21 protein-coding genes and 1 pseudogene are annotated in these 20,724 nt (G+C 59.5%); 15 read left to right on the top strand and 7 right to left on the bottom strand.

Annotated features, from left to right (window positions below; translation table 11 throughout):
- Positions 1 to 21: 21 nt before the first annotated feature.
- The gene (locus CFU_RS16320) at positions 22 to 783 is read right to left on the bottom strand and encodes a metallophosphoesterase (protein ID WP_014007139.1); all 762 of its coding nucleotides are present in this window, start codon (positions 781 to 783) and stop codon (positions 22 to 24) included.
- A 362-nt stretch (positions 784 to 1,145) separates the two neighbouring features.
- Between CFU_RS16320 and CFU_RS16315 the strand changes: the two genes are divergently transcribed.
- Positions 1,146 to 3,329, top strand: coding sequence for a phosphocholine-specific phospholipase C (locus tag CFU_RS16315; RefSeq protein WP_014007137.1), 2,184 nt, complete (start codon positions 1,146 to 1,148; stop codon positions 3,327 to 3,329).
- Positions 3,330 to 3,470: 141 nt separating this feature from the next.
- Here the strand turns inward: CFU_RS16315 and CFU_RS16310 are convergent, their stop codons facing one another.
- The 3 genes from CFU_RS16310 to CFU_RS16300 all read right to left on the bottom strand — a co-directional run bounded on the left by CFU_RS16310 (position 3,471) and on the right by CFU_RS16300 (position 6,111).
- On the bottom strand, positions 3,471 to 3,710 hold the full coding sequence (locus CFU_RS16310; RefSeq protein ID WP_014007136.1) for a hypothetical protein: 240 nt from the start codon (positions 3,708 to 3,710) through the stop codon (positions 3,471 to 3,473).
- Positions 3,711 to 3,814: 104 nt separating this feature from the next.
- Complete coding sequence (locus tag CFU_RS16305) at positions 3,815 to 4,882, bottom strand: aldose epimerase family protein (protein ID WP_014007135.1); 1,068 nt, start codon at positions 4,880 to 4,882, stop codon at positions 3,815 to 3,817.
- A gap of 26 nt (positions 4,883 to 4,908) precedes the next feature.
- Positions 4,909 to 6,111 (bottom strand): XylR family transcriptional regulator, encoded by a 1,203-nt coding sequence (locus tag CFU_RS16300; RefSeq protein ID WP_041742213.1) that lies wholly within the window; start codon positions 6,109 to 6,111, stop codon positions 4,909 to 4,911.
- A gap of 252 nt (positions 6,112 to 6,363) precedes the next feature.
- Between CFU_RS16300 and xylA the strand changes: the two genes are divergently transcribed.
- The 8 genes from xylA to CFU_RS16260 all read left to right on the top strand — a co-directional run bounded on the left by xylA (position 6,364) and on the right by CFU_RS16260 (position 13,488).
- On the top strand, positions 6,364 to 7,680 hold the full coding sequence (xylA, locus tag CFU_RS16295; RefSeq protein WP_014007133.1) for a xylose isomerase: 1,317 nt from the start codon (positions 6,364 to 6,366) through the stop codon (positions 7,678 to 7,680).
- 181 nt (positions 7,681 to 7,861) lie between these two features.
- The gene (xylF, locus tag CFU_RS16290) at positions 7,862 to 8,842 is read left to right on the top strand and encodes a D-xylose ABC transporter substrate-binding protein (RefSeq protein ID WP_425304706.1); all 981 of its coding nucleotides are present in this window, start codon (positions 7,862 to 7,864) and stop codon (positions 8,840 to 8,842) included.
- 82 nt (positions 8,843 to 8,924) lie between these two features.
- On the top strand, positions 8,925 to 10,511 hold the full coding sequence (gene xylG, locus CFU_RS16285) for a D-xylose ABC transporter ATP-binding protein (RefSeq protein ID WP_014007131.1): 1,587 nt from the start codon (positions 8,925 to 8,927) through the stop codon (positions 10,509 to 10,511).
- Positions 10,508 to 11,647 carry a sugar ABC transporter permease gene (locus CFU_RS16280; RefSeq protein ID WP_014007130.1) on the top strand — a complete coding sequence of 380 codons (1,140 nt, stop codon included), beginning with the start codon at positions 10,508 to 10,510 and terminating at the stop codon, positions 11,645 to 11,647. The genes xylG and CFU_RS16280 overlap by 4 nt, the downstream gene beginning before the upstream one ends.
- Positions 11,648 to 11,778: 131 nt before the next feature.
- The gene (locus tag CFU_RS16275; RefSeq protein ID WP_041742212.1) at positions 11,779 to 12,420 is read left to right on the top strand and encodes a LysE family translocator; all 642 of its coding nucleotides are present in this window, start codon (positions 11,779 to 11,781) and stop codon (positions 12,418 to 12,420) included.
- Between the two features lie 120 nt (positions 12,421 to 12,540).
- A complete protein-coding gene (locus CFU_RS16270; RefSeq protein ID WP_014007128.1) occupies positions 12,541 to 12,855 on the top strand; it encodes a hypothetical protein in 315 nt (104 codons plus the stop codon).
- Between the two features lie 91 nt (positions 12,856 to 12,946).
- Positions 12,947 to 13,141 (top strand): hypothetical protein, encoded by a 195-nt coding sequence (locus CFU_RS16265; protein WP_041743589.1) that lies wholly within the window; start codon positions 12,947 to 12,949, stop codon positions 13,139 to 13,141.
- Between the two features lie 134 nt (positions 13,142 to 13,275).
- Positions 13,276 to 13,488, top strand: a complete 213-nt coding sequence (locus tag CFU_RS16260; RefSeq protein WP_014007126.1) for a hypothetical protein — start codon at positions 13,276 to 13,278, stop codon at positions 13,486 to 13,488.
- A 121-nt stretch (positions 13,489 to 13,609) separates the two neighbouring features.
- On the opposite strand, the gene CFU_RS16255 is transcribed toward CFU_RS16260, so the two are convergent.
- The gene (locus tag CFU_RS16255) at positions 13,610 to 14,389 is read right to left on the bottom strand and encodes a sulfite exporter TauE/SafE family protein (protein ID WP_238531322.1); all 780 of its coding nucleotides are present in this window, start codon (positions 14,387 to 14,389) and stop codon (positions 13,610 to 13,612) included.
- A gap of 91 nt (positions 14,390 to 14,480) precedes the next feature.
- Between CFU_RS16255 and CFU_RS16250 the strand changes: the two are divergent.
- From CFU_RS16250 to CFU_RS16225, 6 genes and pseudogenes are all read left to right on the top strand, one after another.
- Positions 14,481 to 15,372 (top strand): annotated as a pseudogene (locus CFU_RS16250) (LysR family transcriptional regulator).
- A 112-nt stretch (positions 15,373 to 15,484) separates the two neighbouring features.
- Positions 15,485 to 15,943, top strand: coding sequence for a MarR family winged helix-turn-helix transcriptional regulator (locus CFU_RS16245; protein WP_014007123.1), 459 nt, complete (start codon positions 15,485 to 15,487; stop codon positions 15,941 to 15,943).
- A gap of 16 nt (positions 15,944 to 15,959) precedes the next feature.
- The gene (locus CFU_RS16240; protein WP_014007122.1) at positions 15,960 to 16,523 is read left to right on the top strand and encodes an isochorismatase family protein; all 564 of its coding nucleotides are present in this window, start codon (positions 15,960 to 15,962) and stop codon (positions 16,521 to 16,523) included.
- A 2-nt stretch (positions 16,524 to 16,525) separates the two neighbouring features.
- Positions 16,526 to 16,855 carry a hypothetical protein gene (locus CFU_RS16235; RefSeq protein ID WP_014007121.1) on the top strand — a complete coding sequence of 110 codons (330 nt, stop codon included), beginning with the start codon at positions 16,526 to 16,528 and terminating at the stop codon, positions 16,853 to 16,855.
- On the top strand, positions 16,852 to 18,174 hold the full coding sequence (locus CFU_RS16230; protein ID WP_014007120.1) for an MFS transporter: 1,323 nt from the start codon (positions 16,852 to 16,854) through the stop codon (positions 18,172 to 18,174). Before CFU_RS16235 ends, CFU_RS16230 begins: the two co-directional genes overlap by 4 nt.
- 123 nt (positions 18,175 to 18,297) lie before the next feature.
- On the top strand, positions 18,298 to 18,621 hold the full coding sequence (locus CFU_RS16225; protein WP_014007119.1) for a hypothetical protein: 324 nt from the start codon (positions 18,298 to 18,300) through the stop codon (positions 18,619 to 18,621).
- A gap of 707 nt (positions 18,622 to 19,328) precedes the next feature.
- Here the strand turns inward: CFU_RS16225 and CFU_RS16215 are convergent.
- Together CFU_RS16215 and CFU_RS23400 are read right to left on the bottom strand one after the other, a co-directional pair.
- Positions 19,329 to 20,012, bottom strand: coding sequence for a thioesterase domain-containing protein (locus CFU_RS16215; protein WP_041742209.1), 684 nt, complete (start codon positions 20,010 to 20,012; stop codon positions 19,329 to 19,331).
- A complete protein-coding gene (locus CFU_RS23400; RefSeq protein WP_050808620.1) occupies positions 20,012 to 20,566 on the bottom strand; it encodes a PAAR domain-containing protein in 555 nt (184 codons plus the stop codon). Before CFU_RS23400 ends, CFU_RS16215 begins: the two co-directional genes overlap by 1 nt.
- Positions 20,567 to 20,724: the final 158 nt, after the last annotated feature.

Genomic DNA, 20,724 nt, shown 5'->3' with positions numbered 1-20,724 from the left:
AGCCCGGCGCTCCAGCCGGGTTCAAACGGAAAATGTCAGGCAGGGATCGAAGCTGGCATTTTCCGCATTGCCGCCTCGTGCATAACCGCGAGGATTGCATAGCACGCGGGTCGCGCCGATCCGGTAATCCGAACTATCGTGCATATGGCCATGCAGCCAGAATGCCGGCTGCCATGTCAGGATGCGCTGTTCCAGGTCGGACGCGAAGCAGGCGTTCAGCGCCGATCCGGCAAAGCGTTGATGGACGCTGCGCTGGTCCGGGGCGTGATGGCTGATGACTACGGTAGGGCCGTCATGCGGCTGTGCGAACTGCTGCTCCAGCCAGGTTACCGTGTCGTCGAACAGCATTTGCGATATGGCCGGCGTAAACGTGTCGGGAAAATCCGGCGATACGCGTATCCGTGAAAAATCCCTGACCAGTTCAGTTGCCTGCTTCAGGCCCGGTTCTCGTTGCTCGGGGCTGCTGAAAAAACGGAAATCCGTCCACAAGGTGCAGCCAAGAAAACGCACGCCGCCCTGCAGCAGCACCTGTTTCTGCAAGATGTGCACCTGGCTGCCGAGCGCTGCGTTCCTGAGGTCGCGCATGGTGCTGACCAGGTCGTTCCCGTAAAACTCATGGTTGCCCGGCACAAAAATCACCGGCACGGAAAACTGCCTGGCCCACTGCATGGCTTCCGCGGGCCGCCAGATGTCGCCGGCCAACACCACCACGTCAGCATCGGTTTGCGGGGCTGTCATGGGATGCACCGACAGGTGCAGGTCCGAGATCAATGAGATTTTCATGGCGTGGCTAAACCTTCCGGTTGTTCACGAAGGCGGTACAGAAAGCTGATGGGCCGCCGTTGCGGTGCAGAGCAGCTTACCGAAAGTGCAGGAACTAGGCAACGCAAGCCATAGATAGCCAGGAATCCCGCCATCTTCAATCGTTACAGAACGGTCATCAAACCTTCATACGCCTGAAATATTTCGCCGCAATACTTCGATACATTCAAAAAATGGGTGGCGGTAATTACATGGCCGGAATCAAACAACTGTCGATGGCATCACCAGCCCTGTTTTCCAGCAATCCGGCCTTGCGCCGTCTCTCCGCTGCACATTCCCTTCCCAAGCCAAGCCTATCCCAATAAGGAAAGAACAGGATCATCATGACCAAGAAAGACCGACGCCATTTCTTGCGCACAGCCGGCACTGCGCTCGCCGCCACGGCTTATTCGGCTACCGCCAACGCCGCCTTCCCGGAAGCGATCCGCAAGGCGCTGGCGATCCCCGCCAACAACAAGACCGGCACCATCCGCGACGTTGAGCATGTGGTGATCCTGATGCAGGAAAACCGCTCTTTCGACCATTATTTCGGCACGCTCAACGGCGTGCGCGGTTTCGGCGACCGTTTCCCGATCCCGCTGGCCGGCAAGCGCAACGTGATGCAGCAAACCTACACCGACAAGACCACCAAGCAGTCGCGCGTGATCCTGCCGTATCACCTGGACAGCAAGATCGGCAACGCCCAGCGCGTCAACGGCACCAGCCATTTCTATGATAACGCGCAAGACGCCTGGGATCTGGGGCGCATGGCTAACTGGCCAACCTACAAGCAGACTCAGTCGATGGGTTATTACACTTCGGCCGAGCTGGATTTCCAGTTCGCGCTGGCTAATGCCTTCACGGTGTGCGACGCCTACCACTGCTCGTTCCACGGCGGCACCAATCCTAACCGGGTATTCCACTGGACCGGCAACATCGATCCCAAGGGCAAGAACGGCGGCCCGGTCATCGACAACAGCCAGGATCACCTGGAAGCGTCCGGCAGCGCCGCCAGCTACAGCTGGAAAACCTACCCGGAGCGCCTGCAAAAAGAAGGCGTGTCGTGGAAGGTCTACGAAAACATGCCGGACAATTTCACCGACAACCCGCTGGCCGGTTTTGTTGCCTATCGCAAGGCCAATGAAAAGCGCGGCAATGCCGTCGACGGTTCTCCTTACCCTGTTTACCAGCCCAGCGACGAGAGTGTAGATCCGTTGCTCAAAGGAGTAGCCAATACCATGCCGGACGGCGGTTTCCTGGCGGCCTTGCGCGAAGATATCGGCGCGGGCACGCTGCCGCAGGTGTCCTGGATCGTCGCCCCCGCGGACTACAGCGAACATCCGGGCCCATCCAGCCCGGTGCAGGGCGCCTGGTATATCCAAGAAGTGCTGAATGCCCTGACTGCCAATCCGGCGGTATGGAGCAAGACGGTATTGCTGGTCAACTTCGACGAAAACGACGGTTTCTTCGACCACGTACCGCCGCCATGCGCGCCAGGCTACGAAGGCGGCGAATTGGCTGGCCATTCCTCGATCTCGACCGACGGCGAATATTTTTCCAAGGCGGCATCGGCCACTTACGAAAACCGTCCCTATGGCCCGGGCCCGCGGGTGCCCATGTATGTGATCTCGCCATGGAGCCGCGGCGGCTGGGTCAATTCGCAAGTATTCGACCACACCTCGGTGCTGCGTTTCCTTGAAGCTCGCTTCCATGTCAAGGAAGAAAACATCACGCCATTCCGGCGCGCGGTCTGCGGCGATCTGCTGTCGGCTTTCAACTTCGTCAATCCGAATCACGAAGTGTTGCCGACGCTGCCGAAGCGCAGCCGGGCTGAGGCCGATGCGGTGCGCGCGCAGCAGGAAAAACTGCAGCAGGTTGCCTTGCCGGCCGAAGGCACACAGGTGTTTCCGATGCAGGCAGCCGGCGTCCGGCCTTCACGTGCATTGCCTTATGAATTGCACGCCAGCGCCCGTGTCGACACCAGGCATAGCAAGATCAACCTGACTTTCCGCAACACGGGCCGCGCCGCGGCGGTATTCCATGTCTACGATCGCTTGCACCTGGATCGCGTGCCGCGCCGTTACGCGCTGGAAGCCGGCCGTGAATGGCAAGACAGCTGGGATCTGGAAGCCGATCGCGGCGCTTACGATTTGTGGGTGCTGGGACCGAACGGTTTCCATCGCGCGTTCCAAGGCAATCTCGCCGCGCTTATCGCGGATGGCTCAGCGGAACCCGAAGTGAAAATCAGCTACGATATTTTCACCAAACGGATCTGCCTGACGATGGCCAACCGCGGCGAAAGATCCTGCATCGTGACTGTCAAGGCCAATGCTTACCGCAAGGCGGGCCCCTGGACTTTCCATGTGCCGGCCCGCATGCAGCTCGACCAGCATTGGCCGATCGGCGGGCAGGGCAACTGGTATGACCTGACTGCGACAGTGCCGGTCGGCGGTTTCAGCCGGCGTTTTGCCGGCCGCATGGAAACCGGCGCGCACGGCGTGAGCGATCCGGCAATGGCAGCTACCTGACCGGGTAAGCGGCGGGCATTGGACGGTTTGCTGCTGTTGTGAAATATGCTGCAGAAGAAGACTGGGGGTTTGCCCGATGAAAGCGGCAGTAGGGGAAAGACAGCAGACGTAAAGGAAGAGCGAGCCACAAAAGAAAAGGGCCTACATTGTTGTAGGCCCTTCTTTATTCCTGCTTTCCATTCCCAGTCCTGTTTGGACTTGCATTTGCGGAATCAGGAATGTGTGTCCTGCTTCAAATGCGTTGATCAGCCCGATCATGTGTTCCATGCGCAGCTGTTCTTGCGCGGTGGTATTGCGGTTCCATAACATGTCGAACTCGACAATCATCATGTAGTACTCAATCTCGCTGATAAGCGGTTCGGCTCCGTTTTGTTTTGTCATCTATCTCTCTTCCCAATATATCTGCGCCAGCGCCAGCGCCAACGCCCGCACCTGCTGGTGCGGGCGCGGGCGGGCTTTATTCTACGCTTTTCCGTAGTCGCTTGTCAGCGCACCGATATTTGGTAAGTAGTGGTCTGGCGATACACCTGGCCGGGCCGCAGGATCACGGCTTCGGCGTCGGCGCTGTTGATCTGGTCGGGATAGGCTTGCGCTTCCAGGCAGAAGCCATCGTGTATCGCATAAGGTTTGGCGCCGCGGCCTTGTATGCCTTCCAGAAAATTCCCGCTGTAAAACTGCAAGCCATTCTCGGTGGTCGCCACCGACAGCTGGCGGCCGGAGCCGGGATCGTAGACGGTCGCCACATCCCTTAATGGCTGCGCGCTGCGGCCCTGGCCCGGAACATGGGCCGCGCCGTCCTGCGGCCGCAGGCAGTAGCAATGGTCGAAGCCGCCGGCCAGCTTCAGTTGGGTGTCGGGCCAGGCCAGGCGCGGGCCGATCGGCGCCGGCTGGCGGAAATCGAGGGCGCTGCCGGCGACATCGGCGGCGCCGGTCGGAATCAGCTGGCCGTCGATTTGCAGGTACTGGTCGGCGGCGATCGCCAGGATGTGATCGTAGATGTCGCTGCTGCCGCCGTTCAGGTTGAAGTAGCCGTGCGACGTCAGGTTGAGCGGCGTCGGCGCATCGCTGGTGGCGCTGTAATCGATGCTCAGGCGGCCGTTGTCGTCGAGGCTGTAGAGGACTGAAGCCTGCACGTGGCCGGGATAACCGCCGTCGCCGTCCGGCGATTCCAGCGTCAGCCGCAAGCCGTCCGGGCCCGGCTCGGCGCGCCATTGCGCCAGATGGAAGCCGGTGTCGCCGCCATGCAGGTGATTGTTGCCGTTGTTGCGGTCGACCAGGTACTCGGCGCCGTCCACCGTGAAACGGCCTTTGGCGATGCGGTTGCCCCAGCGTCCGACCAGGCTGCCGAAATACGATGGGTTGGCCTGGTAGCCGTCTTCATCCGGATAACCAAGCAGGATATCGGCCACCCGGCCGTAGCGGTCCGGCGCCCACCAGGAGACCAGGGTGGCGCCGCGGTCGCTGATCAGGACCCGCATGTCGTGTGCATTGCGCAGCGTGTACAAGGTGACGCCGTATTCGCCCGGCGTGCTGGAAATGGAAGTTTGTGTCATCGTTGTCTGGTTCGGTTGATGCGGTTTTAATTAAGCGACAGCGGGCCGGCCTCTGCCTGCGGCAGCCGATCCTGATACTCGCGCGGGGTACAGCCGAGCTCGCGCTTGAACACCGCGTGCATGTACTGCACCGATGTAAAGCCGCAGCTGACGGCAATCTCGGCAATGCTACGCTGATCCTTGTGCTGCAGCATGTCCTTCGCCACATCCAGCTTGAAGCGCAGGATCTCGTCATGCACGCTGCGCCCCAGCTCGCGGCGGAAATACCACTCCAGCGAAGAGCGCGAGACGCCGACATAATCGGCCACCTGTTCGGTCTTGATGCCCTGGCAAGCGTACTGGCGGATGAAGTGCATGGCCTGCATCACATGCGGATGGCTGGGCGCTTCGTGGCGGCTCGACGCCAGCACGTTGATGCCGGCCGGCGGCACCAGGATGCGGGTGCCGGCCAGGCGTCCGCCGTGCAGCATCTGATGCAGCAAGTGGGCGGCGGTGCGGCCCATTTCGCGCGTGCCCTGGATCACCGAACTGAGCGGTACCCGGGTCAGGATGCGCGCCAGCGGATCGTTGTCGATGCCGATCAGCGCTACTTGTTCCGGCACCGCGATGCCGGCGCACAGGCAAGCCTGCAGCAGCTGGCGCGCGCGGGCGTCGGTGACGGCGATGATGCCGATCGGCTTGGGCAGCGTCTGCAGCCAGGCGATCTGCTGCTCCACCGCAGTATCCCAGGAAGGCGCGCTGGTGCCGAGGCCGCGGTAGATTTCACCTTGCATGCCGTCGCGCTGCATCAGGCTTTCAAATGCCTTCTCGCGTTCCTGGGCCCAGCGGTTCACATCGGCCTGCGGCAGGCTGAAACAGGCAAAGCGCTGCAGGCCGGCTTCGATCAGGTGATCGTAGGCCAGCTTGACCAGCTTGAAATTGTCGGTGGCGACATACGGCGTGTCGCCCGGATAGTCGGCTGCGTCGGCATACGATCCGCCCACCGCCACCACCGGCAGGCTGACCCGCGACAAGGCTGCGCAGGCTTCCGGGTCGTCGAAGTCGGCAATGATGCCGTGGCCCTGCCAGCGCTCAATGCCTTGCAGGCGGCAGCGGAAATCCTCTTCCAGGAACAAGTCCCAGGAGGCGCGTGTGCTGCTCAGGTACTCGCCGATGCCGGCGATGATGTCGCGGTCGAAGATCTTGTTGCCGTTGAATAGCAGTGCGATACGGTGCACGGTTCTTGTCATCCTGCAGTCTCCTAGGAGCGTCACGCAGCTCAGTGAACTCGTTTGTCAATTTGCTACTACCGCTGGCCTGTTCCGGCCCGTTGCCCTCGATTGTAACGAAGCACGGTGCCAGCGTCAGGCCAAATGCCGTTATGTGCACCTGCAATAGAAAGAATCGCTAGTGCATCTGGTGGATTTCGTAATTGTGGAGCGCCAGGCGCGGCTCTAGTATGGCCCACACCAAGACCGCACCACCACCTTACAGGAGCAAGCATGAGCTATTTCCCATCCGTGACACCGATCCGCTTCGAGGGCAAGCAGGCGCAGACGCCGCTGGCTTTCCGCCATTACGACGCCGCCAAGCTGGTACTGGGCAAGCCGATGCGTGAACACCTGCGCATGGCGGCCTGTTACTGGCACACTTTTGTCTGGCCCGGTTCCGATGTGTTCGGCGCCGGCACTTTCCGCCGTCCCTGGCAGGAAGGCGGCGACGCCATGGCGATGGCTCATAACAAGGCTGACGCTGCTTTCGAATTCTTCAGCAAGCTGGGCGTCGACTATTACACCTTCCACGATACCGATGTGGCGCCGGAAGGGAACAGCCTGGCCGAATACCGCAACAACTTCGCGCAGATGCTGGACGTACTGGAGCGCAAGCAGGAACAGACCGGGGTGCGCCTGCTGTGGGGCACAGCCAACTGCTTCAGTAATCCGCGCTTCGCCTCCGGCGCCGCCAGCAATCCGAATCCTGAACTGTTCGCCTACGCCGCCGCGCAGGTCTGCACCGCCATGAACGCCACCCAGCGCCTGGGCGGCGCCAATTACGTCTTGTGGGGCGGGCGTGAAGGTTATGAGACCTTGCTCAATACCGACCTCAAGCGCGAACGCGAACAGCTGGGGCGTTTCATGCGGCTGGTGGTGGAGCATAAACACAAGATCGGCTTCAAGGGCACATTGCTGATCGAACCGAAACCGCAGGAACCGACCAAGCACCAGTACGACTACGACAGCGCCACCGTGCACGGCTTCCTCAAGCAATACGGGCTGGAGCAAGAGATCAAGGTGAACATCGAAGCCAACCACGCCACCCTGGCCGGACACAGTTTCCATCATGAAATCGCCACCGCCGCCGCGCTCGGCATCCTCGGCAGCGTCGACGCCAACCGCGGCGATCCGCAGAACGGCTGGGATACCGACCAGTTTCCCAACAGCGTCGAGGAAATGACGCTGGCCACTTATGAAATCCTGAAAGCCGGCGGGTTCACCACCGGCGGCTTCAACTTCGATTCCAAGGTAAGGCGCCAGAGCCTGGACGAAGTCGACCTGTTCCACGGCCATGTCGGCGCCATGGATGTGCTGGCGCTGTCGCTGGAACGCGCCGCCGGCATGATCGAGAACGATCTGCTGGCGAATTTCAAGGCCGAGCGTTATGCCGGATGGGATGGCGCTTTCGGGCAGGACGTGCTGGCCGGCAAGCTGAGCCTGAGCGATATCGCCGAGCATGCGTTTGCCAAGCAGATCAATCCGCAGGCGGTCAGCGGTCGCCAGGAAATGCTGGAGAACCTGGTCAATCGGGCTATCTACGGTTGAAAGTGTTGTAGGCAGGTAGGGTGGGCACGCATTTGTGCTCACGCGAATGTACCGCAGCACTGCGTGGGCACAGGTGCCCACCCTACAAAATAGTGCGGTTAAATTATAAGCAGTTAAATCAAAACCAATCACAGGAGACACAGCAATGAACAAGTTCAAACGGAAGAGCCTATTCGCAGTGATGGCGGTAGCGGTATTTGCACTGGGCAGCACAGCCGCCATGGCCGATTCCAAGAATCCCAAGATCGGTTTTTCGATCGACGATTTGCGGGTCGAGCGCTGGGCCAGGGACCGCGATTTTTTTGTTGCCGCGGCCGACAAGCTAGGCGCCAAGGTGTTTGTGCAGTCGGCTGACGCCAGCGAGCAGCGGCAGATTGCCCAGATCGAAAACCTGATCTCGCGCGGCGTCGATGTCATCGTCATCGTGCCGTTCAACGCCACCGTGCTGACCAACACCGTCAAGGAAGCCAAGAAAGCCGGCATCAAGGTAGTGTCGTATGACCGCCTGATCCTGAACGCCGATATCGACGCCTATATCTCCTTCGACAATGAAAAGGTCGGCGAGATGCAGGCCGAGGGCGTGCTCAAGGCGCAGCCCAAGGGCAATTATTACCTGCTGGGAGGCTCGCCTACCGACAACAACGCCAAGATGCTGCGCGAAGGCCAGCTGAAAGTGCTGAAGCCATCCATCGACAAGGGCGACATCAAGATCGTCGGCCAGCAGTGGGTCAAGGACTGGAGCGCTACCGAAGCCTTGTCGATCGTGGAGAATGCCCTGACCGCCAACAATAACAAGATCGACGCCATCGTCGCTTCCAACGACGGCACCGCCGGCGGCGCGATCCAGGCGCTGGCTTCGCAAAAGATGGCAGGCAAGGTGCCGGTCTCGGGACAGGACGCCGACCTGGCTGCGGTCAAACGCGTGATCGCCGGCACCCAGGCCATGACGGTCTACAAGCCGCTCAAGCTGATTGCCTCGGAAGCGGCCAAGCTGTCGGTGCAACTGGCGCGCAACGAAAAACCTGCCTACAACTCCCAGTATGAAAACGGCGTCAAGAAGGTCGATACGATCCTGCTGAAACCGACGCCGCTGACCAGCGCCAATGTCAAGCTGCTGGTGGATGACGGTTTCTATACGCAGGCTCAGATCAGCAGCAAGTAGACTGCCGCATGAACTGAAACGGCCGCGGCGGCATTCGTGCCGCCGCGTGGCCGTTTTCCCTTCAATAATTGCGGGAGCAAGCATGTCCGACTATTTGCTGGAAATGCGCGGCATCGTCAAGGAATTCGGCGCGGTGCGCGCACTGGACGGCATCGACATCAAGGTCAAGGCCGGTGAATGCCTCGGCCTGTGCGGCGAAAACGGCGCCGGTAAATCAACCCTGATGAAAGTGCTGTCCGGCGTTTATCCGCATGGCAGCTGGCAGGGCGAAATCCTGTGGCAGGGAACACCCTTGCAGTCGCAATCGATGCGCGATACCGAAGCCGCCGGCATCATCATCATCCATCAGGAACTGATGCTGGTGCAGGAACTGTCCGTAGCAGAAAACATTTTCATGGGCCACGAGCTGACCCTGCCTGGCGGCCGCATGAACTATCCCGCCATGTACCGGCGCGCCGCCGAGTTGATGCGCGAACTGAAAATGCCCGACATCAATGTAGCGCTGCCGGTGATGAACTACGGCGGCGGCCACCAGCAGCTGGTGGAGATTGCCAAGGCGCTTAACAAACAGGCGAAGCTGCTGATCCTGGACGAACCGTCGTCGTCGCTGACGGCCTCCGAGATCGCGGTATTGCTGGACATTATCCGCGACCTGAAAGCCAAGGGCGTGGCCTGCGTCTATATTTCGCACAAGCTGGACGAAGTGGCGGCCGTGTGCGACACCGTGGCCGTGATCCGCGACGGCAAGCATATCGCCACCACGCCGATGCAGGACATGAATGTCGACCGGATCATCACGCAGATGGTGGGCCGCGAAATCAGCGCCATGTATCCGGACCAGGAGCACGAGATCGGCGAAGTGATGTTCGAAGCGCGCCACGTGACCTGTCATGACGCCGACAATCCGCAGCGTAAACGCGTCGACGATATTTCCTTTTCTTTGCGGCGCGGCGAGATCCTCGGCATCGCCGGGCTGGTCGGCGCCGGCCGCACGGAGCTGGTGTCGGCCCTGTTCGGCGCTTATCCCGGGCGCAGCCAGGCCGAGGTCTGGCTGGACGGCGTGAAAGTCGATACCAGTACGCCGCTGAAAGCGATCCGGCTCGGGCTGTGCATGGTGCCGGAAGACCGCAAGCAGCACGGCATCGTGCCCGATCTGAGCGTCGGCCAGAACATCACCTTGGCGGTGCTCAAGAACTTTTCGCGCAACACCCGTATCGATGCCGAGGCCGAACTGAAAACCGTGCAGGCTGAAATAGGCCGCCTCCAGCTCAAGACATCCAGTCCGTTCCTGCCGATCACCAGCCTGTCCGGCGGCAACCAGCAAAAGGCGGTGCTGGCCAAAATGCTGCTGGCGCGGCCCAAGGTCCTGATCCTGGACGAACCGACGCGCGGCGTCGACGTCGGCGCCAAGGCCGAGATCTACCGGCTGATGGCGGACCTGGCGCGGCAGGGCGTGGCGATCATCATGGTGTCGTCCGAGCTGGCGGAAGTGCTGGGCGTTTCCGACCGCGTGCTGGTCATCGGCGAAGGCAAGCTGCGCGGCAATTTCATCAACCGCGACCTGAGCCAGGAAACCGTGCTGGCGGCGGCGATCGACCAGTCGTCTCAATACATGGCGTCGCAGCAGCTGGCGGCTGCTGCAGCAGGGAATAACGGGAAACTGATATGAGTACTATCAACATCAAGCAACTGTTCCGGCAATACAAGATCATGGCCTTGCTGATAGCGATCGCCATCATCTGGGCATTCTTCAGCTGGAAAACCGAAGGCGGTTTCGTCACGCCGCGCAACCTGTCCAACCTGCTGCGCCAGATGTCGATCACCGGCATCCTCGCCTGCGGCATGGTGCTGGTGATTATCGGCGGCGAAATCGATCTCTCGGTCGGCTCCATGCTCGGCTTGCTGGGCGGGGTCGCCGCCGTGCTCAACGTCACCCATCATCTGCCGCTGCCGCTCAACCTGTGCCTGGTGCTGCTGCTGGGGTTGGCGCTGGGTCTGTTCAACGGTTACCTGACCGCGTACATGCGGATTCCCTCGTTCATCGTCGGCCTCGGCGGCATGCTGGCGTTCCGCGGAATCCTGCTGGGCGTCACCGGCGGGCTGACCATCGCCCCGGTCTCGAGCGATCTGGTGTACCTGGGACAGGGTTACCTGACGCCGCAGCTCGGCATCGTGCTCGGCGTCGGCTTGTTTATCCTGACCTTGGCGCTGACCTGGCGCCAGCGCCGCAACCGCATGCAGCACGCGCTGCCGGTGCCGCCGCTGTGGCGCGACGGAGTGCGTGTGCTGCTGATCGGCCTGGTGCTGCTGGCGTTTGTCTCCACCCTCAACACTTATGACGGGATCCCTGTGCCGGTGCTGCTGTTGCTGGCCTTGCTGGGCCTGTTCAGCTACGTCACCACCCAGACCGTGTTCGGCCGCCGCATCTATTCGGTCGGCAGCAACATGGAGGCGACCCGTTTGTCGGGCGTCAACGTGCAGGCGGTGAAGCTGTGGATCTTCGGCATCATGGGCGTGATGTGCGCGCTGGCCGGCCTGGTCAACACTGCGCGCCTGGCGGCAGGTTCACCTTCGGCCGGCAACATGGGCGAGCTGGATGCGATTGCCGCCTGCTTCATCGGCGGCACGTCCATGCGCGGCGGTTCGGGCACGGTATACGGCGCGCTGATCGGCGCGCTGGTGATGGCCAGCCTGGACAACGGCATGTCGATGCTGGATGTCGACACCTACTGGCAGATGATCGTCAAGGGCAGCATCCTGATGCTGGCGGTGTGGGTCGATGTCAGTACGCGTTCGGGGCGGTAAGGCGCGGCAATGGCGGCCGGTTGGTCCATGGAAACACGGTGGCCGCCATTCCGCGTATACTTGGCCTGTGTCTAGACAGATCCTGGCTCAAGGCCGGGGTACAACAATCGCTTGAAAGGCTCCGGCGCGCGATGCATACGCAAACTATCCTCACCTATACCGCCTTCGCGGCGCTGTCCATCCTCAGCCCTGGGCCGTCGATCCTGCTGTCGCTGCGCAACGGCGCTACCTATGGGCCGCGCTCGGTGATGTGGTCAGGCCTGGGCAATATTTCCGGCGTGTTCTGCCTGTCGACCGCGGCTATCCTTGGCCTGGGCGTGCTGCTCAAGTCGTCCGCCATGCTGTTCATGGCAGTCAAGATTTGCGGCGCACTTTACTTGTTTTATATCGGCATCCGGCATTTGTTCGCCGGCTCGAACGGACTCGCTTATGAATCGGAAGCAGGGCAGGCCGGGATTGCTCCGCGTCCGCGCAAGCTGTATGGCGAAGCCTTCCTGACAGCGGCCACCAACCCCAAGGCGGTCTTGTTTTTCACGGCGCTGTTTCCGCAGTTCATCGATCCCCAGGCAGCCTTGCTGCCGCAGTTCCTGGTGCTCATGGCCATCTTCATGAGCTTGTCGTATGGCACCCACCTCAGTTACGCGGTAGTAGCATCCCGCGCCCGGCACTTGCTGGTGCGGCCGCAGTTCGCCAAATGGACTAACCGCGTGGTGGGGGCAGCCTTCATTTCATTCGGCTCGCTGCTGTTGGCATTGCGTCGCCAGACGTCTTGAGCCTATGTGTCGAATTGTAATCGTTTGTAAGGACGGTCAACAGTTCCCGCAACGCCCTCGTTATCTGCTCAAGCCCTCGGGATTTTCCTGAGGTAATCAAGATAACGTAAAGGTGCACACATGAACAAATTACTCGCAACTCTGATCGCTGGCTTGTTCGCTACTTCTGTTTTCGCCCAGGCTGCCGCGCCAGCTGCTCCGGCAGCGCCTGCTGCTTCGGTAGCCGCAAGCGCAACCACCCCGGCTGCCAAAGCAGACGTGAAGGCAGATGTGAAAGCGCCGAAGGTTGAAACCAAAGCCGCAGCAAGCACCGAAACCGCGGTCAAGGGCACGAAAGCAAAAACGCATCACACACCGTTCAAAGCCACCAGCAAGGTGAAAGCGGAACCAGCAGCTGCAGCCAAGGCAGACGTCAAGGAAGCCGCGCCTAAGTAATCAAGGCAGCGTCCATCGCGAGAGACAGGATGATCCTGTCTCTTGCGTTTTCAGCCGTCGGTTTTTGTGCAAATATTTTGAGGAACAAATCATGGGTATCCTGGAAGAAGTCATTGGTGCGGTAGTGGCGGTCGAGGGTGTGAAAAAGCTGGATCCGAATGCCTCCATCCTGACCGAAGGCATTGCCGCCATTGCCGGTTACAAGGGCGTGGAAGCGGTGACCGAACATCTGGAAAATAAAGAAGCCGAAAGCAAGGAGGGCGATGACCCTCAGCAGCCTGCTTAAAAGCAGCGGGTTAGTCCAGGAGAGGAATCTTCCCATCGGGGAGATTCCTCTTTTTCGTTCCGGCTCCCGAGACAAATCCCGAAAAATATGGCACTGTAAGACGCAATCAATCCGAATCGAAGCAGGGAGAAAAGATGAAGCTGACTTACTGGGTAGCCGTGCATCTGGACGGCGACAAGACCGACGCCGTGATTGCCAGGACCAAGCATGACTGCGAACAAAAAATCCTGACTTTCGAAAATCCTGCCGAATACGGCCAGCCGGTAAAAAAATCCTTCCTCTACGGCGATGTATTCGACCTGTTCGAAATGGCGACTGCCAAGGACGGCGGGCGCGGCATGGGATAGGGCGCGATCGGGACTAGCTTGCGCCGTGCCGTAAGAAGACAAGCTGCGCGGCGATACTTGCCAGTATGCCGAGCGTGGCTATGGTTTGAAGCAGGGCGGCGAGCATGGTTTTCTGCGCAATCTAGATAATCGGACGCAATACCAGCTGCAGGCCGAGCACGATCAGGCAGATGAAAAACCAGCGCCGGAAAGTAGCCGGGCTGACACGCCGCCGGACATGCTGGCCCAGCCACATTCCCAGCAATGCAGGCAGCACCGCAAGGCTGGATGTGCCAATATCGCCCAGCTCGAAAGCGCCTTGCCGCTGCAGGCCGATGGCCAGTGCGATGGTTGACACGGTGAACGACAGTCCCAGTGCCTGCACCAGGTCCTCCTTGTCCAGCCCCAACGCCTGGATATAGGGCACGGCCGGAATCACGAACACGCCGGTGCCGCCGGTAATCAGTCCGGTCACAAGGCCGACCAGCGGCGATGCCGGCCGCTCTGCCCGTGTCGGCACAGACAGCTGGCGCGCCGCCAATCCGAACAGCGCGTAAACCACCAGCACCACCCCTAGCGCTATTGCAGTCCAGCCGCCGCTGTCATTGGTCATCAGCCAGGCGCCGGCAATGGTGCCGACGGCGATGCCGGCCATCATGGTCCAGAGCCGCCTGGCCAGCGCCAGGAATCCCGGACCGGCCAGCAGTTGCCAGAGATTGGTGACGAACGAGGGCAGGATCAGGAGCGTGGCCGCAGCTACCGGCGGCATGGTGATTCCCAGCAGCCCCATTGCGATGGTCGGCAATCCCATGCCGGTCACGCCCTTCACCGTGCCGGCGATAAAGAAGGTGAGCAGGATGGCGGACAAGCGTGGCAGGTCATAATGGAACATGGCTGGCATCTCAAAAAGGATTAATTGCATTTTTCTCGATCCGAGGCCCCGGCACAATGCGCAAGAACCGTATCCAGCCTTAGGCTATGCCTAAGGCTCGCAGGCTGGTAGCATCGTGTACATTCGCTTCGACCTGACCGATCTGCGGCTATTCCTCCTGGTTCTGGAAACCGGCAGCATTACCCATGGCGCGGCGCTGGCCAACATGTCGCTGCCTTCGGCCAGCGCGCGCCTGCGCGGCATGGAGGAGCTGATCGGCCTGCCTTTGCTGGAGCGCCGCGCGCGCGGCGTTGAACTGACGCCGGCTGGCGATACGCTGGGCCCACCATGCGCGGCTGGTGCTGGCGCAGATGGAGCAGATGCGCGGCGAGCTGGGCGAATATTCAAAAGGGTTCAAGGCCCATGTCCGGCTGTGGGTCAACACGGTTGCCATGACCGAGTTCTTGCCCAAGGCGCTGGCGCCGTTCCTGGCGGCGCGTCCGAATATCGATGTCGACCTGAAGGAAAGGCCTAGCACCGACATCGTCAAGGCAGTGTCGCTCGGCACCGCCGACATCGGCATCATTTCGACCACCGCCGACCACGGCAGCCTGCAGCTCTTTCCTTTCGCCACCGACCGCCTGGTGCTGGTGGCGCCGCGCGGCGATCCGCTGGTAAAGCAGAAGCGCATCGCCTTCCAGCACACGGCCGGCCGCCAGTTTGTCGGGCTGAGCGTCGGCAATCCCTTGCAGAACTATCTCGACGAGCACGCCATGCGGGCCGGCAATCCGCTTTCATTCAGGGTGCGCGTACGCACCCTGGAAGTAATCTGCCACATGGTGGCGTCCGGCGTCGGCCTGGCCATCGTGCCGGAGACGGCGGCGCGGCGTTGCCGGCGCTCGATGGCGATTCACTCGGTACGGCTGAGCGATCCCTGGGCGACCCGGCAACTGGCGATTTGCACGCGGGATGCCGGTGCCTTGCCGCAGTATGCGCGGGAACTACTCGAACACCTTTCCGCCGCAAGCGCTTAATCCAGACGGCCTCGTCGCGGCCACGCATCCTCATTCTTGACTTCGCCCCGGAGCAGGACTATTATCCATATATGAAGGTAACCTTTGTAGTTTTCCTTCCTATCTATAAGGCATGAGCATGAGTGAACGACCAGACGATCCCGAAGCCGCCCGCGCCCTGGCGGTGGCGGGAGAGATCCGCGTATTGATCGGCCAGTTGCGCCAGCGCTTGCGCGAACAGTCGCATCTGGGAGATTTCAGCCTGACCCAGCTGCAAGTCCTGGTCTGGCTGGAGAGCGAAGGCCCGGCGACGGTGACCAGCATCGCCCGCGCCCAAGGCATGCGCCCGCAATCGATGGGCGAGACGCTCGCCGTATTGAAGACAGCCGGACTGGTGAGCGGCGTGCCGGACCCGAACGACGGCCGGCAAACCATCTTGTCGCTCACGGCCGACTGCCGGGAAAAGATCAAGGCCGCCCGCGCGGCAAAGGATGACTGGCTGTTCCGGGCCATCCGCAGCAAGCTTACCCAGGCAGAACAAAAACAACTCGCGACCGGCGTCGAGCTGCTCAAACGCCTCATCGAATCGTGACCAGAAGGAAAACACCATGGCAGTAACCATGCTTGATCCAAAGACAGCACTCATAGTCATCGACCTGCAGAACGGCATCGTCGCTTATCCCACCGTCCATCCGGCCAGCGAGGTGGTGCAGCGGGCCAGCGCGCTGGCCGCAGCATTCCGCCGCCGTGGCTTGCCGGTGGTGCTGGTCAACGTTACAGGCGGCGCGCCTGGCCGCACCGATCAGGGACGCAACCTGGGCGACCTTCCCGCCGGATGGGCCGATTTCGTCCCCGAGCTGAACCAGCAGCCGCAAGACCATACCGTGACCAAGCGCACCTGGGGCGCATTCACCGGCAGCGACCTTGATGCGCATCTGAAAAAACTGGGCGTGACGCAAGTCGTGATCGCCGGCATTTCCACCAGCATCGGCGTCGAATCAACCGCGCGCCAGGCATACGAGCACGGTTTCCACGTCACCCTCGCGGTCGACGCCATGACCGACACCAATCCCGATGCCCACATCAACAGCACCACGCGGATTTTTCCGAGGCTGGGCGAAAGCGGCAGCACCCAGGAGATTATCGATCTCCTTGAGAAACGGAGCGCCTGATCATGGAGTTGCTGCATGGCGTCTCTTATTTCTTCGGCGGCATTTTCCTCATCAACTCCGTTCCTCACCTGGTGAGCGGTTTGATGGGGCGGCCGTTTCAAAGCCCGTTCGCCAAACCGCCCGGCGAGGGTTTGTCTTCTTCCACGGTGAATGTGCTGTGGGGTTTCCTCAACCTGGCGATTGCCTATCTGCTGATCTGCCGTACCGGCGACTTTAATCTGCGCGACACGGCGCACATTGTCACGGCGGGATCGGGCATGCTTCTGGCCGGCGTGATCATGGCACGCAGGTTCGGCCGTTTCAACGGCGGCAATTCTCCCGGAGACGCATGAACACCCTGACGCAAGGCACCTTCCGTTCGCTGAACAATTTCAACTACCGGATCTGGGCCGGCGGCGCGCTGGTCTCCAATGTCGGAACCTGGATGCAGCGCACCGCCCAGGACTGGCTGGTGCTGACCCAGCTGACCCACAAGAATGCGACTGCCGTCGGCATCGTGATGGCGCTGCAGTTCGGCCCGCATCTGCTGCTGCTGCCTGTGACCGGTTTTGCAGCAGATCACCTGGACCGGCGCAAACTCCTGATTGCGACCCAGGCGGCGATGGGAATGCTGGCCCTTGGACTGGGCATCCTCACCGTCAGCGGTTTGGTCCAGCTGTGGCATGTCTACCTGTTTGCATTCCTGCTGGGCTGCGTCACGGCATTCGATTCGCCGGCACGCCAGACGTTTGTCTCGGAGCTGGTGACTGAAGCCGAGCTGTCGAATGCAGTAGCGCTAAATTCTACGTCTTTCAATGCTGCGCGCATGATCGGACCTGCTGTCGCAGGTGTCCTGATTGCCAGCGTCGGCTCGGGCTGGGTATTCCTGATCAACGCTGTTTCGTTTGCCGGAGTCATCGGCGCACTGCGGCTGCTGCGTGTCGATGAACTGCACCTGAGAAGCAGGGCTGCGCCAGCCCGCGGCGGGCTGCTCGAAGGTTTTCGCTATGTCTGGCGCCGCCCTGATATCAAAACTGTGCTTCTCATGCTGTTCCTGATAGGCACCTTCGGGCTCAATTTCCCGATCTTCATTTCCACCATGTCGGTCACCGTCTTCCATGCCGGAGCGGACCGTTACGGGCTGCTGACAGCGATCATGGCCTTCGGCTCGGTCGCCGGCGCGCTGCTCTCGGCCCGACGGGCGCAGCCGCGCATCGCGATCCTGCTGGCCGGAGCCGCCGTCTTCGGCTTCGGCTGCGCGCTGGCGGCGTTCATGCCCAGCTACTGGCTTTTTGGCCTCGCGCTGATTCTTATCGGCATATCCGCGCAGACTTTCAACACCACTGCCAACAGCATGGTGCAACTGTCGACCGAACCCGCCATGCGCGGACGTGTGATGGCGATCCTGCTGGCCTTGGCGCTGGGCGGTACCGCCATCGGTGCGCCTGCGGTGGGTTGGGTAGCGGACACCTTCGGCCCGCGCTGGGCGCTCGGTGTCGGCGCCGCCGCGGGTTTTGCTGCAGCAATTGTAGGAATCCGTTACCTCGCCAGGTACCGCCATCTGCGGGTGCGCATCGACGGCGGTCGCTTGCGCTTCAGCATCGACGACAGCGATCCCATGAATGTGCTGTTGCGACCCGGCTATACCGCCACCGAACAGAAGGTTCCATGAACAGGAAGCATGTGTTGAGTTGTAATGGTATGTAACACTGGTCAACAGCATCCTCGCGGCTTGCGTTTGTAGCTTAAGACCTCAGGAAATATGAGGAAGTCAACGTAACCTAAAGGTGCACACATGAATAAATTACTCGCTACTCTGATCGCCGGTTTGTTTGCTACTTCTGTTTTTGCCCAGACCGCAGCTCCAGCTGCTCCTGCGGCCCCGGTCGCCGCTGCCCAGGCAGCCAAGGCCGATGCCAAGGAAAAGAAAGCTGACGTCAAGGCCGATGCAACGGAAGCAAAAACCGCTGCCAAGGCGGACGCCAAAGTAGCAGACGCCAAGGCCGATGCGAAGGAAACCAAGACCAAGGCACACCACAAGGCTGTCAAGGCGAAAACCAAGGCCAAGGCAAGCGCTACGGAAGCCAAGGCGGATGCGAAAGAAGCCGCGCCCAAGTAATCGACGCGATGCTCATCAAACGAGACAGGCTGGTCCTGTCTCGTTTGTTTTTACAGATGCAGCCGCTGCGGATGGCTGGAGCGGATTGACGTGTTCTTGCAACAGGAGACGGCCGGCGTCAGCCAATGTCATCCTTTTGTCATACGGGTTGTGGAGAATACGATATAGCAGGGATTACAAGTGATGAACAATGCGATCAAATCGCAGTTTCTTATTACAAGAGTGCCGACATGAGAACGTTTTTACAGTTGTACCGTTACTACCGGAAGAGTGGTTGCCGCGTATTTCCCGCCGTGAAAAGAGCTAATCGCGCGTGGAACCACGGGTTCTGAAACCCAGTTTTTCTTCTCCGTCATTGTTGACGTATTGGTGCCGGTCGTGATGGCCGGAGGTTCGCTATTTCATTTCTCAATCTGCTTGAGGGCTTCTTGATTTGAGCAGTATCTCTTCAAATTAGAAGCTGAATGCCAGCAACACCGCAACGATTGACGCAATGAAAGCGTAAATACAGTTCTTTCGAAATGCGGGGAGCTGCTTATTCTTCGCCATCCACATGATCCCGAAAACTATCGCGGAGATTAGGGCCTGGATGATCAACACTTCCAATAACCACACGAAACTGAAACCCCATCCCGTTTGCCTGTTGCTGGCCAATACATAAATCATGTACAGGGGAAAAATATAAAACAGGTACTTCGTTGTCGCCATCATCTTAATCCCTGGTCGTATAAATACTTCGCAAGAGCCGTCCGGCGATCTCTGCCTTCCTTGCTGTCTGGGCGAAAATAGAAATGCCCAATTCCCTTGGTGGTACCAGAAGCAGTGTCTTGATCCATTAAGGTTTTGGCACTTGCAATCAATGCTGCTTCGGACATCCCTGCATAGAGCGGATCATCAGCACTAGTCAGGTTAATTCTAATAACGTTCTTGATGTTCTTGTTCATTATGAGTGAATTTAAAAAACCGGAATCTATCGGGCAACCAATCAGCACAAGATGATCGACTATGTGCCCTTGATTCGCATAGAAATTTGCAGTTTGAGCGGCGAGTAACGACCCATAAGAATAGCCGATGAGATTAAATTGTCCGCTTGGATTGTCGAGCCCACTGGTAATTGTCCATTCATCCGTGTCTTGATAACGTAAGGTGGTTGCGGTCCAAAGAGCATCGGTTTTTTCATTTCCCGTTGTGTTGACTCCTCGATACACGTGCTGAATCCCAATTTTCAATAATGTCTGAATCTGGTCATTGATATACGGACCATTGAGGCCGGCTCCACCCCAATACAATGTACCTCTTGGCTTCTTGAGATAGATTTTTACGGGTTTCGTGTCACTTCGCAAAGTCATTGCAACTGTTACTACGACGATTGGCGCCAACGGCAAAGGCATTAGACGCCCTCCCCAAAAATTTCAATTTTCACTTCCTCGGCATCGTTGCCTATGATTTTCCTTGTAAAGCCAAATGTATCCGAACGGCCTTCAACAGTGCCTCCAGAATAATGAATTTTATAAAGACGGTCTGTCAGTACTTCACCTGTCTTTTCATCGTGAAGTTGAAAATACTGATCGAACTGAAAATGGTGATCTTCATTTGTAGCTAGGCCTATAGCACCTGCACCGATGGCAGGGACGATAGCCCCAAGAGACTCCGCTTGGTCGTCATAGGTCGTTGTTTGATTCAGATTAGCTATTAACTTGGGCGGCACAGGGCATCCGCAGATGACGATATCATTTTCCAATGCGACTTCGCCCATGAAATTCATCCGACGCGGCCCGCCAGCTTTGGCTATGACTCCAACGCTTTTACATGCCAGGCATTGGACCGGCCCACCGATGAGCGCGACTTTGTGACCGGCATCGCCTACAGAAAAAGTTGAGTTCGCGTTCGGCAAGATCACGCCGCCAGTTGTGGTCGTGTCGCCCACAACAACAATTTTTCTCATTGCCATTGATTGCCCTAGGAAATTGCTATTGGACTATCCTTGCAGAACATTGTCTTTTTTGCAAATTAATTTAGAATGGCACATTAAGCAAAGACTTAGGTGCACCGAACTGGCTTGGCGTCGCGCTAAATCGGCCGGGGACATTTAATGCAAGATGG

It is taken from the genome of Collimonas fungivorans Ter331, assembly GCF_000221045.1.
In the GTDB taxonomy this organism is placed as follows: Bacteria; Pseudomonadota; Gammaproteobacteria; order Burkholderiales; family Burkholderiaceae_D; genus Collimonas; species Collimonas fungivorans_A.
The sequence above is the reverse complement of the archived record's forward strand: the minus strand, read 5'-3'. Positions and strand labels throughout refer to the sequence as shown.